This window comes from Blautia sp. AF26-2 (assembly GCF_003460955.1).
In the GTDB taxonomy this organism is placed as follows: Bacteria; Bacillota; Clostridia; order Lachnospirales; family Lachnospiraceae; genus Fusicatenibacter; species Fusicatenibacter saccharivorans.
On record NZ_QTWD01000010.1, the window covers coordinates 103,344 to 115,907 of the forward strand.

11 protein-coding genes, 1 pseudogene and 1 riboswitch are annotated in these 12,564 nt (G+C 40.5%); of the genes and pseudogenes, 4 read left to right on the top strand and 8 right to left on the bottom strand.

Annotated elements, in window-relative coordinates; translation table 11 throughout:
* Window positions 1–23 precede the first annotated feature (23 nt).
* From DWY63_RS13600 to DWY63_RS18935, 4 genes and pseudogenes are all read right to left on the bottom strand, one after another.
* Window positions 24–632 carry a DUF6664 family protein gene (locus tag DWY63_RS13600; protein WP_117802443.1) on the bottom strand — a complete coding sequence of 203 codons (609 nt, stop codon included), beginning with the start codon at window positions 630–632 and terminating at the stop codon, window positions 24–26.
* Between the two features lie 285 nt (window positions 633–917).
* A complete protein-coding gene (locus tag DWY63_RS13605; RefSeq protein ID WP_243001892.1) occupies window positions 918–1,409 on the bottom strand; it encodes an ABC transporter ATP-binding protein in 492 nt (163 codons plus the stop codon).
* Window positions 1,409–1,612, bottom strand: a complete 204-nt coding sequence (locus DWY63_RS13610; protein WP_147326118.1) for a hypothetical protein — start codon at window positions 1,610–1,612, stop codon at window positions 1,409–1,411. The genes DWY63_RS13605 and DWY63_RS13610 overlap by 1 nt, the downstream gene beginning before the upstream one ends.
* A gap of 219 nt (window positions 1,613–1,831) precedes the next feature.
* Window positions 1,832–2,005, bottom strand: a pseudogene (locus DWY63_RS18935) (response regulator transcription factor); the annotation flags it as partial.
* A gap of 45 nt (window positions 2,006–2,050) precedes the next feature.
* Here DWY63_RS18935 and DWY63_RS13620 point away from each other — a divergent pair.
* Genes DWY63_RS13620 through DWY63_RS13630 form a run of 3 tightly spaced genes read left to right on the top strand, consistent with a single transcriptional unit; the run spans window position 2,051 to window position 4,052 of the window.
* Window positions 2,051–2,191, top strand: coding sequence for a CD1871A family CXXC motif-containing protein (locus tag DWY63_RS13620; protein ID WP_020435933.1), 141 nt, complete (start codon window positions 2,051–2,053; stop codon window positions 2,189–2,191).
* Window positions 2,184–3,074 (top strand): 4Fe-4S binding protein, encoded by an 891-nt coding sequence (locus DWY63_RS13625; protein WP_117510203.1) that lies wholly within the window; start codon window positions 2,184–2,186, stop codon window positions 3,072–3,074. Before DWY63_RS13620 ends, DWY63_RS13625 begins: the two co-directional genes overlap by 8 nt.
* Before the next feature lie 30 nt (window positions 3,075–3,104).
* Window positions 3,105–4,052: a TlpA disulfide reductase family protein gene (locus DWY63_RS13630; RefSeq protein ID WP_117510204.1), complete on the top strand. Its 948-nt coding sequence runs from the start codon at window positions 3,105–3,107 to the stop codon at window positions 4,050–4,052.
* 506 nt (window positions 4,053–4,558) lie between these two features.
* Here the strand turns inward: DWY63_RS13630 and DWY63_RS13640 are convergent.
* From DWY63_RS13640 to DWY63_RS13655, 4 genes are all read right to left on the bottom strand, one after another.
* The gene (locus tag DWY63_RS13640) at window positions 4,559–6,748 is read right to left on the bottom strand and encodes an ATP-binding protein (RefSeq protein ID WP_117802444.1); all 2,190 of its coding nucleotides are present in this window, start codon (window positions 6,746–6,748) and stop codon (window positions 4,559–4,561) included.
* Window positions 6,705–7,520: a substrate-binding periplasmic protein gene (locus tag DWY63_RS13645; RefSeq protein ID WP_117802445.1), complete on the bottom strand. Its 816-nt coding sequence runs from the start codon at window positions 7,518–7,520 to the stop codon at window positions 6,705–6,707. Before DWY63_RS13645 ends, DWY63_RS13640 begins: the two co-directional genes overlap by 44 nt.
* A 13-nt stretch (window positions 7,521–7,533) precedes the next feature.
* On the bottom strand, window positions 7,534–9,729 hold the full coding sequence (locus DWY63_RS13650) for an ATP-binding protein (protein ID WP_117802446.1): 2,196 nt from the start codon (window positions 9,727–9,729) through the stop codon (window positions 7,534–7,536).
* Between the two features lie 146 nt (window positions 9,730–9,875).
* Window positions 9,876–11,720, bottom strand: a complete 1,845-nt coding sequence (locus DWY63_RS13655; RefSeq protein ID WP_117802447.1) for an ABC transporter substrate-binding protein — start codon at window positions 11,718–11,720, stop codon at window positions 9,876–9,878.
* Window positions 11,721–11,819: 99 nt separating this feature from the next.
* Window positions 11,820–11,895: riboswitch (cyclic di-GMP riboswitch) on the bottom strand.
* Window positions 11,896–12,341: 446 nt separating this feature from the next.
* Here DWY63_RS13655 and DWY63_RS19155 point away from each other — a divergent pair.
* Window positions 12,342–12,548: a helix-turn-helix domain-containing protein gene (locus tag DWY63_RS19155; protein WP_117802448.1), complete on the top strand. Its 207-nt coding sequence runs from the start codon at window positions 12,342–12,344 to the stop codon at window positions 12,546–12,548.
* Window positions 12,549–12,564 lie beyond the last annotated feature (16 nt).

The following is a 12,564-nucleotide window of genomic DNA, read 5'->3' on the forward strand; positions in this document are numbered from 1 at the left end:
CTTCCCCATTTTATCCGTCTCTTTTACAGATTCAGTAATTCCAGGATTTTCTGCATACCAGCCTGATACAAGGATTCCGCATATAGAATCCATCTCTCATTTACTTTCGTAACGTATGCATCTATCATTTTTCGTTTTTCTTTTTCAAGTCCCATTGCCTGAACCTGATCTTCATATTTTGATATTTTTTCGAGCATTTTCTGGTACACTGCATTTTCTTTCAGTTCATTTTCTACCTCATCAATCCAGGTATCCATTAGCAGTTCCAGTAATTTCTTTGTATCACTTTCGTCCTTTCCTGACACTGCTTTTTTGATTTTTCCAAGCATGGCACCATACGAAATCATCTGTGCCTGTCCCATATAGAAATGATATTCTTCTTCTATCATTTCCTTTCCGTTCTCCAGTTGGAAATATTGGTGCAGTGCCTGATGTTCGTCTGCTGTCAGACTGATTGACTGAGCCGCTTCCATAAATGTTTCTATCACTGGATACTTCTCTATAAGTTCCAGTATTTTCTTTTGCAGTCTCTGGTATTCCGCATTATGCTTTTTCAGATAGATACATACCTGTTCTCCTATCCGTATCCCCAGACATTGCTCGTTCCAGATGATATCTGGCTGTACTGACATATCGTTTTCTCCTTTCTGTGTCGTTTCCCTGTTCCAAGCACAAGACTATACCACACTTCCGGGAGAAAGCTATTCAGCAGATCTACTAAAATGACCGGGCGGATACTGTGCAACCTATCCTTTCTTTATAATAAAAAAGGCATGGAAGAATCTTATTCTTTCATACCTACTACTTATTTCTATATTCAACTGAATACACATTCTTTTCCATTATCTGTGTATCATGTACCTATTTTCCTCTAAAAGCAAACTGTATACACTCCATACACGCCTACCATCTATACCTCATTTTACATCTAAAATCAGAAGTTCGGGCCGATGCAGCAAGGCTCTTGCGATATCAATTCTTCTTCTCTGTCCGCCGGACAGTTTTCCGACCGGCCGGTTCAGATAATCTCCGAAATCAAAAATCTCCACTAGTTCCCGCAATCTTTTTTCAAACGCTTTTCCTGTTATTCCATAAAGCGCTGCTCTGTTTTTCAGATTTTCCCTGACGGTAAGTGGCTTGTCCAGCACACTGTCCTGAAATACCACGCCAAGCATTGTTCCAACTTTCCTTCCGATCTTATCCAGATCTGTGCCCTGGATCTGAACCGTTCCGCTGTCTTTGCGAAGCTGCCCGCAGATGATCGAAATCGTTGTGCTCTTCCCTGCCCCGTTCACACCAAGGAATGCAAAGAACTCTCCTTTTTTCACCTGAAAACTCAGATCATTGACTGCTTTTACATCACCAAAGCTTTTCTTTAAATGAGTGATTTTAATCATATCTGTTTCCATTACGCCTGCCCTCTCCTTTGATTTCTTTGCTGTTCCACATAAAAAATATCAGACAATTTCAATTGATACAAAACGTGATTTTTATATCCACATACCGATGTTTGTCCAAATACAGCTTCCCGAACATTCTGCACCCAGGATGCTTCCCTGTTGTGGCAATATACCATAACATGTTCTTCCTGCTTTGGATCAATCTGTTCCACCTCACATTTCATCCATCTCACCCCCAGTTATTCCTATTTCTTTTATATATGATTTTACAGCATTCGTCCAGTCTGCATGATGTAAAATGCAGAAATTCGCGGGTAAGATGCCAATTTCTGTTGTCTGCTCGTCTGGCGCATAGGAATTCATAAAAATAAGTGGAAAGCCATGTCAATGGACATGCAACTTTCCACTTATTCATTTTCATAAATTTTTTAATCCAGTGCTTCCTCTCCGTCATTACACGTGTCTACCTCATAACCTGCCTGGTGCAGACTTTTCGCAATCATATCACATAATTTCTTCTCATCTTCAACAACTAATAATCTCAATTTATTTTTCTCCATTTTCTTAACAGGAATTTTACACCCTCTATTGTACAATGCAAACATCGAAAGGTCAATAAACGGACTTTGAACATTGAAAGGAGTATTTTAATGAAATCTGAAAAAGCAACACAGATTCTTTTACTTGCAGCCGGTCTGGTGTTTTTCCTTGTCGGGATCTTCCGCGGAGAAGCAGCGGTTGTTCTTAGCAAGGCAATAAAATTATGTATGGAGTGTGTAGGAATTGGATAAGAAAATGAAATCAAACAAAAACTTTCTGGCCCGCTTCCGCGGATGGATTCAGGCAGCTGCTACACTGCTGACCAACATTCACATCCCGAATCTGTTTAAAGGGAAAATTTATCAGGGAAATGTAAAAACGATGTGCGTCCCGGGACTAAACTGTTACTCTTGTCCTGCCGCCACAGGTGCCTGTCCGATTGGAGCTTTTCAAGCCGTGGTCGGTTCTTCAAAATTCAAATTTACCTACTACATCACCGGATTTTTCATCCTGTTAGGTGTTCTGTTAGGGCGGTTTATCTGTGGATTTCTCTGTCCGTTTGGATGGTTCCAGGATCTGCTGCATAAGATTCCGGGCAAGAAACTTTCCACCGCAAAACTGAAGCCTCTGCGGTATCTGAAATATGTGATTCTGGTCGTCTTTGTTATACTACTTCCGGCATTTGTAACCAATTCACTTGGTATGGGAGATCCTTTCTTCTGCAAATACATTTGCCCACAAGGCGTACTTGAAGGCGCAATTCCACTGTCACTTGCCAACTCAGGAATCCGTGCCGCACTCGGACATTTATTTACATTTAAGTTCACAGTCCTTGCGCTTTTCATCATCCTGAGCATCTTGTTTTACCGTCCATTTTGTAAATGGATCTGCCCGCTGGGTGCTATTTACTCACTGTTTAACAAGGTATCTTTTCTTAAGATTCAGGTTGATCATGAGAAATGTGTTGGCTGCCAGAAATGTAGTCGTGTCTGTAAGATGGATGTCAATGTAGTAGACACACCAAACCATCCGGAGTGTATCCGATGCGGAGAATGTATGAAAGCCTGCCCGACTGATGCAATCTGCTATCATTACGGATTTTCAACTAAGAAACAGGCTGAAAATAAAAACTAATAAAACGTAATTTAAAGGAGATTTAAAATCATGAAAAACAAAACACTTAGAACAAACTCAATGAAATTAAAAAAGGTAATTGCTGCATCCCTTGCCATTTCTGTACTTTTTGCGTTTACAGGCTGCGGAAATTCCTCCTCAACAGACAATACAAACACAAAACAGGAATCTTCTTCCACAACAGAAACGGGCAGCGCAGACGAGCTGAACAAAAAACGGGATGACCTTTACCAGCAGGAAAACCAGCTTTTTGCTGATCACAAAGATGCATGGGACAAAGCCTTTGGTCTTATGAACAAGAACGCTGCCGGTGATGACAAGAGCGGAAACTATGCTGATACCCTCGCAAGCACAGTGGAATCTAACAAAGACTCTTTCTCTAAAGAAGAATATGAAACTCTGTGCAAAGACATCGAGACAATCCGCGGAATTGAAGAAGAAATTGCCAAGCTTGAGAAAGAGATTGCTGCATCCGATTCCTCTGACAGCTCTTCCTCCAAATCAAACGAATCCACAGCTGTATTCAAAGGTTTCAAAGGAAAAGATCTGGATGGAAACGATGTAGATGACAGTCTTTTCGCTAAAAATAAAGTTACAGTTGTAAATTTCTGGTTCAGTGGATGCAAGCCATGTGTCGGAGAGCTCTCTAAGCTGAATGAATTAAATGAGAAACTCAAAGAAATGGGTGGCGAAGTTGTTGGTATCAACATGGATACTTTAGACAACAATGAAGCCGGAATCAAAGAGGCAAAAGAAATCCTGAAAGCTCAGGGCGCTTCCTACAAGAACCTGACTTTCGATTCTAATTCAACAGTTGGAAACTATGCTGGAAAAGGAAACATCATGGCATTTCCTACAACCGTTCTTGTAGATAAAGACGGAAATATCGTTGGGGAACCTTTCATGGGTGGCATTGACGATCAGTCAAACTACGATCAGCTGATGAAGCAGATTCAGTCCGTACTGGACCAGAAATAATTACATAAATATCCTAGTTAGGGGGCAGTTACTGTTTGCAGTAACTGCTCCCTAACATTCAGCAGAATTTCACTGCACTACTCGATGCTCCTGAAATCAGTTCTGACTTACTTCCGGCAAAACGGGAACCTGTTTCAGTCACAAGAGATAAATAAGATTTCACTGAACATCTCACTTATTCTCTTCCAAATCTTCCCAAGGTTTCAGACCCATTTCCTCCCAGGTGACACCATACGGTGCACCTCCGGAGGTGTAACCGGCAATAAAGAAAAATCTGTCATCTTGCAAGATTTCTTCTTTAGCCAGATTATCACTTGTTTCTTTTTTCCGTCTTGCTCGCCTCTGCTGCTTCTTTTGTATCGCAACAGCTGCTTTTTCTTCTGGAGTTTTCTTATGTTTGCCATAAGTGTTTCCAGTGTAATTCCATTCTGAATGTCTCTCAGGATACGTTCTTCATAACTCTTTTGACGCTTTTCTACAATTTTATAACTTTCTTATAATATCTTTTATTTCACCAATTTATGAATTACTTTTATCAGTAATTCCACATCAACTGGCTTAGCAACATGTTCATCCATCCCTGCTGCTTTTGCTTTTATTCTGTCCTCCGTGAACGCATTTGCTGTCATTGCAATGATCGGTACCTCCTTTGCATCCTCTCTGTCCAGAGACCTGATCATCTTTGTGGCTTCATAACCATTCATTACAGGCATCATAATGTCCATAAGAATGACATCAAATTCACCAGGTTCACTTTTTCTGAACAGCTCAACCGCTTCCTGCCCATTCCACGCTTTAATCACGTCCGCGCCCTCATTCTGAAGCATAAATTCAGCGATTTCCATATTCAGCTCATTATCTTCCGCCAGAAGAATATGCAATCCCTTTATAGATTTTTCGGATACCTCCTTCTGTTCTTCACGTTTATCCGCATCCGGATCTATTTTAAATGGAACCCGGATCACAAATGTCGTCCCTACGCCTTTTTCACTTTCAAAAGTAATGGTTCCACCCATTTTCTCGACCAGCTTCCTTGCAATGGCCATTCCCAGTCCGGTTCCGACAAACTTTGTGCGGCTTCCTGTATGTTCCTGTGCAAATGGTTCAAAAATATGTTTCTGGAACTCCTCAGTCATTCCGATTCCTGTATCCCGGCAGATAAATTCCATTGTCGTCATTCCTGGCTGTTCGGATGGGATTTCCATGCAGCTAAGATAAATATGTCCATTTTCTCTGTTATATTTCACTGCATTGGACAGGATATTCATCATCACACGTTTTACATACCCCGGACTTCCAATAAGATCACGGTGTATGATTTCTTTTTTCTCCCATACAATCCGGATATTCTGTTCTGCAGCAATCTGTTCAATTACAACAAGCACTTCCTCAGAGATTTTGCTCAGATTAAATGGACTCTCTTCCAGAACAACTTCACCCGACTCCAGCTTACTCATGTCCAGAACATCATTTACCAGTTCCAGCAACAGATTGGATGCCGCTTTAACCTTTGTTCTGTATTCCTTCTGCTTCTCCATATCATCTGCATAATGGTCTGCCATATTGATCAAACCGTAGATTCCATTAATCGGAGTCCTGATATCGTGGCTCATACGATGAAGGAACTCTGTTTTTGCCTCATTGGCGGCTTCTGCCTTTTTTGCTGCTGTCAGAAGTTCTGCTTTATATTTTTCATCTTTTTCAAATTCTTGTTTCCGGTGCGCCAGATTGGTTCTGTATGTCCAGAACCAGAATATGCCGAACATCAGAAAATAAAGAAAAATAACACCTATAACACTTAATGGAAGATTACGAAACACTTCCGTATCCGGAAGATATGCGTAGATATAATAATCACGCTGTTTCAGCATGATTCCATAACATCCAATTCCTTCCTTCCTAAAATGATAGATATGCTGACTGTCTGTATGCTTTTTCATTGCCTGAACAACTTCGTTGTCGGCTGTATTCTGTCCCAACAGGCTCTCATTATTGCTGGCAACAACGATTCCGTCGTCTGCAACGATAATCGTTCCATCTTTCTGGATACTATAACCATTTAAAAGCCCCTGTATCGTCAGCGTATAGTTTCTGGCAAATTCAGGAGATGTGTAATAATAGATTGCAACGATACCCGGTGCATCTTTTCTGGCGCAGGCTGCAATGTCAATAAAGGATCCATCTTCCCTGGTAAACCGTTCCGAATAGCTTCTTTCTTCATATCCGGCAAAATCCATGATAATTTCTTTTTGCAGATACTCCGTAATCTCATTAGCCAGAGACTCATCCGTGCTGTATTCACAGTCCGTCTTTCCTTCTGCATCCAGTACAATGATACCATCCACCCATAGAGTCTGCAGGTTTTCCTTCAGGAAATCCCGGCTTAGCTGACCGCCGTTTTCTATTTCCATATCGATATTCGTACTCATCTGTCTGGCACTTTCAATCGCACGGAGAAGACTTTTGGATTCCGAAGATTCATTATAATGGGTGTAGGTGGAACACTGCACTTTGACATAATTTACAATCTCCACCATTCTTTTCTCTGCTTCCGCTTTCTCCGCATGAAAGAAATAAAACAGAGAAATTACAGCCACACAGATTCCAATCAGACCACCGAGCAGCTGGATTCGTTTTTCTTTTTTCTTTCTCTTAATATCCAAGATCCTCCACCTCCAGATACTTCTGGGGATCATCCAGATATTTTTCAATAATTTTCAGGGATGTGCCATCCTGGCGCATTTCTTCCAGTGTCTGATCCATCTGCTCACAGATTCCCCTGTCATCCTCTTTTGCAAAAGCAACTCCTATCCCCACAACCATCAAAGGTTCTTCAAGGATGCGGAAGCTTGTATCATAATCCTTCATATACTGGACAATAGATTCCTCATGTGCGGCGACTGCATCTACATATCCTTTCCCAAGAAATGTATAGATCAGCTCCCTGTGTCCCAGACTGATCAGATTGCCCAGCTTTGGGATTCTCTGATCCGTCCGGTTCAGAAAGATGCCTTCCGGTTTGGTTGTGGACTGAACAGCCAGGTTCTTTCCCGCCAGGTCACTCAGTTTATAGAGATCACTGTTCTCATTTACAGCGACCACCTGCCGGCTTGCTATATATGGTCCCGCCCAGCGGTAATCGTCAAGGCGTCCTTCCATGGAAAAGCAGCCCATGATACAGTCAATCTCTCCGCTCTCCACCAGTTCTTTTTTCTTCTCCCAGTTGATCTGGACAACCTCCACCTGATATCCCATTCTTTTGAAAGCTTCCGCAGCCAGTTCTACATCGATTCCCGTCGGTACACCATCCTCATTCAGATAATTGTATGGTGGATAGCTGTCGCTGCCGAGGGTAATAACAGGCTTTTCGGTTTTTTCTTTCGTGTTATCTGTGTTTTTACACCCCGCCAGGGTGACTGCTAAAATCCCTGCAAGCAGAATGCCTGCAATCACTCTTTTTCCTTTCATTTTCTGTCTATCCCTAACTCTCCTTTTTGATTCTTCTATGTCCGGTTACTTTCCATTCGTCACTGTACAGTGACCTGCGGTTCGGTACCCCCCCGCCTGATTTTATACTTCTTATCGTCTTTTCCAGCACCTTCATCTCAACCGGTTTTGAAACATGTGCATTCATACCGGCTGCCAGAGAATGCTGAATGTCCTCTGAGAATGCATTGGCAGTCATGGCAATGATCGGTATCGTCTTTGCCAGTTCATGGGAACTTCTGCGGATTGCCCTCGTCGCCTCATAGCCATTCATAACAGGCATCTGCACATCCATCAGGATCATGTCATAATCACCTGGAGCAGACTGCTCAAATGCCTTCAAAATCTCTTCACCATTTTCACAGATGGTACATTCCGCACCTTCAATCTTTAACAGTTCCGTCAGGATCTCTGCGTTCAACTCATTATCCTCTGCACACAGGAATTTCATTCCCTGCAGGATATTACCATCCTGCTCATCTGTTTCTTCTTGTGCCGCCAGAGCAGCTGTTCTATCCTCTGCAATTTTCAGATCCAAGAGAACCTCAAAACAGCTTCCCTGTCCCAATTCACTCTCCACATCAATGGTACCTCCCATTGCCTCAACCAGATTCTTAGTAATCGCCATTCCAAGTCCGGTTCCCTGTATTTTATTTGTAAGGGAACTTTCCGCACGGGTAAACGCATCAAAAATTGTATCCTTGAAATCTGCCGACATTCCCATACCATTATCGCTAACTAAGAAACGGTACTTTGCATAGACAGATGACTTTGTCTCACATTCTTCTACAAAGAACTGAATTTTCCCACCTTCCTGGGTATACTTCACTGCATTGGAAAGCAGGTTGCTGAAAATCTGCATCAGGTGAACCTGATCCCCATTCACCCACTCATGCTGAATATTTTCTTTTATGATTGTAAGGGTCTGCTGCTTTTCATATATTTGAGTATGAAATATAGTGTTAAGTTCCTGTACAAGATCCAGAATAGAAAAGTCAGAATATTTGAAGACTGTTTTTCCTGCCTCAATCTTGCTCATATCCAGAACGTCATTGATAATTCCCAACAGATGCTGTGATGAAATATCTATTTTATCTGCATACTCTATAACTTTTGCTTTATTACCTGCATCATGTCTGATCAAAGATGTGATACCAATGATTGCATTCATAGGTGTGCGAATATCATGTGACATATTAGACAGGAAATCCGTTTTCGCCTTATTTGCATTTTCAGCTGTCTGTAAAGCCTCTGTTGCAACGTTCTTTGCCTTTTTCAGTTTTTGATTGACTACTTCCATTTCCTTCATTGTTTGTAAATGAAGTTCATTATTTCTTTTTTCATATTCTGCTTTTTGATCTGCAAGACTAAGTCTGGAAATACTGTAGAATAATCCGGCAAAAAGTAAAAGTATAAAACCTGCCATGAGTATTGTTGTAAACAACACCGTTTTCTGGTAATCCATCAGCACATTGTCCACAACTCCCTTGGCCACAATGCACACCAAAATGGTGTTGTTGCTTTCTATCGGACAATACCCAAGATAATAAGGGTTCTGTTTTCCCAAAAGTGCAACTCCGGATTCTCTGTTATCAAACTTCTTTTTGAACAAATCAGCCTCTTCTTCTGTAATAGCCTGTTCCCCTTTTAAATGTTTTAACAAAGAATAATTACGCAGGTATTTATCTCCACTCTGGTTCGTATACGTAATATTTCCGTCATGATCCAGCATGAACAAATATGCTTTTCCATGATAACCTTTCAATTTTAACATGGAATCCAGTTTCGAATGATCATACACAGTTCCAATTGCCGTATAAGTTTCTCCATTGATCGTGTATTCCTGACATGGAATCGCAACCAGATAACCGTCTTTTTTCTTCTGATCATAATCAAGACGCACCAGTTTTCCAATATTGTATCCGTTCTTTAAGTCCAGCAGAAGTTTACTTGGCATATCAATCCGCATTTTTGTTCCACCTGCTGATATTGCCTGACCATTTTCCTGAAGGAATATAAGAGTACTTTCCGATTCTTTTTCCCATGCTTCAAAGAAATTTTTGTTCGTATCCGTTTCAAGAGACAGTTCCCTCTCATGAAGTAAGAATTCCTCAACCAACTGCAGCTGGCTGTAGTATCCACTCACCTGAAGATCATAGGTCTGCTGTATCTGTTCAACAACAGCTCCCATACTGCTTTTTCCATTTTCGCTGATATACTTATTAGACTTACTTATAAGATACTTGATACAAACTAAGCTTAAAAGAATCATAAGTAGTATAAGCAACAGCCTTGTTATTTTTTTTCTTTTATTTACCGCTTGTTCTATCTCCACTTTTACTGTTCAACCTCTATATAGTCTTCCGGTGCTGACGGCTGCTGTCCTTTTGACATTGCTTCGGTCCATGCACTTGATAATGTTGTATCTTTAAGCTTCTCAATCTCACATTTCGGATTTATTTTTTTCAAAACGGACATTGTAGTGTCTGTAAGAAGAATCGAGTATTCCTTTTCTTTATCTATTTTCTTATCATTAACTGTTAAGTCCTTTAACGAAAATCCACTTTCCTCTTGACTGACGATCATTTTCATACCAGATGCAATTGGTAATTCGTATTCATTGGTTACATAAAAATTCTCATCAGCTTCGGCGAGATAATTTTCCACGAGTTCACAAACCTGTTTACCATTTATTTTTGCAAAATATAATGCTGTATCTGAACTCTTCGCTGTCATCATGCCAACCCGGCTATTGGTGCATTCTCCTTTGTACATAGAAGAAGTAAAATAATAATATGGTGCCAGAGCCAGCTGTGCATCATTTTCTTCTCTGATCGTTGTTAAAATGGAAGATGCTGCATCACGGCCATTTCTATCGTTCAGTGAAATAGAATATTCATTTTCAAAATTCACCGTTGCTTTTTCTTCTGGATCTTTACGATTCATTACACTGCGAAAAGTATCATAAGCCTGTGTTTCATCCATTTCCCCTGACAGTAATCCGTGAACAGCCTCAAGACTTGCATCAAATGATTTTTGGGCGGAATATCGGATATAAACAGCATTATTATTAATTTCCTCTTCCAGTCCAGGCACATCCTGCATCATGGTTGGAACATCTGTATTCAATGAAATAACACCGCTTCCATCCGCAATCAGCTTTTGCCCCTCTTCTGAAATCATACAATCCAGCACATCCAGCGCAGTATCCAGTTTCTCCCGGTCTTTTTCCAGGTTTTTGTTAAATGCAATGTTTAAGGACGGAGTCATGTACACATAGGATTCATCCGATGTCTGCGAAAAGTAAGGAATACGGATCAGCTCCGCATCCATCTGTTTCTGCAGCTGCTGCATAACCGTCGGATGTCCATGAAACATTGCTGATTTTCCTTCGACAAACATCTGGGTTCCTGTATTGATGTCAATATTGATATCTTCTTTACCAAAGTGCGAGTCTTTAAGAAACTGACTGGTTTCTGAAAAAATACGTTTCCATAATGCATCATCAAACTTTACTTCATCCACTGCAGTCTCTGCACCGTTTCGCCATTCAATACCATCTAGACTTGTGAATTCACCGATTGCCGCAGCCTGAATTATTTCTTGATTTGACCAGTCTTCACCAAGATCCATGGAATACGGTTTTATGCCATTATCATAAAACTGCTGACATGCCTGTACATATTCCTCATAATTTTCTGGAATCTTTACGCCATACTGATCAAACAGTGTTTTGTTGGCAATGATCGTCTGCGGAATACCACAGATTGGCAGCCACTGGATTTCATCCTCCGCATTCTTATAATATTGCACCGCATAAGAATAATACTTGGAAACAACATCATAAGAAGCAAAATCCATAAGATAAGGCTGTAAGTCCTGTGCATCTGTTCCAGAAAATCGACGTACTGTTATAATATCCGGTAATTCATCATGTTCTTTAAAATAACTGTATAAATCGGTATCATTGTTACCTATAATAAATTCAATATCCTGATCTGGAAACTGTTCATGGATATAGGGTGCAATATTTTTCATCAAACGATTTTCCCACAGATAAACGGTAAGATGATCATCATTTATAGATACTTCTTTCTTTGACTGTCCACATCCAGACAAGACAGCAGATGCTACAAGTACACCTGACACCACTGCTATCAGACAACGTTTTGCCTTTTTCATACTTTTATTTTCCTCATTCTTTCCTGATAAAATCATTATTGTTACGTCTATGAAATAACACCGTAAAAAAGCACCGTCAGACAGACAGTGCATCTCATTTTATGCAACTGGCTGCCATTTTACAGGCCCTGTAGCTTTGCGTCCCAGACTTTCATCTGGTTTGCCAATTTCCTTATTATAGCTTTAATCTTATGCAAAAAACTGATTTTATTATACTTTAGTGTTCTACTATACACAAGAAAAAAATTAACATTTTAACGTTCAAAAACAAAAAAAGAACAGCCGATACATATACTCGAACTGTTCTCTTACTTCCGAAGTCCACGCAGCATTGACATTACTGTTTCCTGCTCATTTGTACTCAGATCATTCCATATCCCTAGAACTTCTTTCTGTTTTTCTGTCAGATTCTCTGAATTATCTTCTCAAAAAAACTGCGATAATGTCACGCCCAAAGCTACACATATTTTTTCAAGTGTGATCAGCGACGGCAGGTTTTCCTGCTCTGGTTCATATGGTACTTACAATTCCACGTTGTATGTGATAAACTATTATTGTCCATTTAGACTACCTTTACAATCCTTTTTACAGCAAGTATACTTATTATATCGAAAAAATAATATGAAAATATCTGCAGAAATTATTAAGATATTGCCAAAACATAGAAAACAAATCACGGAGATAACAGAAACCACACTTCCCATCAGACAGATCGTCCTGCAGACCGGCTTCAGCCAGCAGTCCTATTTGGGAAAATGTTTCCGTGAAAAAATGAACTGCTCCCCACGGGAATACCGCAAGAACAGAACCGAATGCCGCTTTGTATAAAATGGCATCCGGTTCT

Coding starts and splice junctions, on each gene's coding strand:
- DWY63_RS13645 (WP_117802445.1), bottom strand. CDS start 7,520: ATGAAAGGAAAAAGAGTGATTGCAGGCATTCTGCTTGCAGGGATTTTA.
- DWY63_RS13655 (WP_117802447.1), bottom strand. CDS start 11,720: ATGAAAAAGGCAAAACGTTGTCTGATAGCAGTGGTGTCAGGTGTACTT.
- DWY63_RS13620 (WP_020435933.1), top strand. CDS start 2,051: ATGAAATCTGAAAAAGCAACACAGATTCTTTTACTTGCAGCCGGTCTG.
- DWY63_RS13640 (WP_117802444.1), bottom strand. CDS start 6,748: ATGATCCCCAGAAGTATCTGGAGGTGGAGGATCTTGGATATTAAGAGA.
- DWY63_RS13650 (WP_117802446.1), bottom strand. CDS start 9,729: ATGGGAGCTGTTGTTGAACAGATACAGCAGACCTATGATCTTCAGGTG.
- DWY63_RS13605 (WP_243001892.1), bottom strand. CDS start 1,409: ATGGAAACAGATATGATTAAAATCACTCATTTAAAGAAAAGCTTTGGT.
- DWY63_RS13630 (WP_117510204.1), top strand. CDS start 3,105: ATGAAAAACAAAACACTTAGAACAAACTCAATGAAATTAAAAAAGGTA.
- DWY63_RS13600 (WP_117802443.1), bottom strand. CDS start 632: ATGTCAGTACAGCCAGATATCATCTGGAACGAGCAATGTCTGGGGATA.
- DWY63_RS19155 (WP_117802448.1), top strand. CDS start 12,342: ATGAAAATATCTGCAGAAATTATTAAGATATTGCCAAAACATAGAAAA.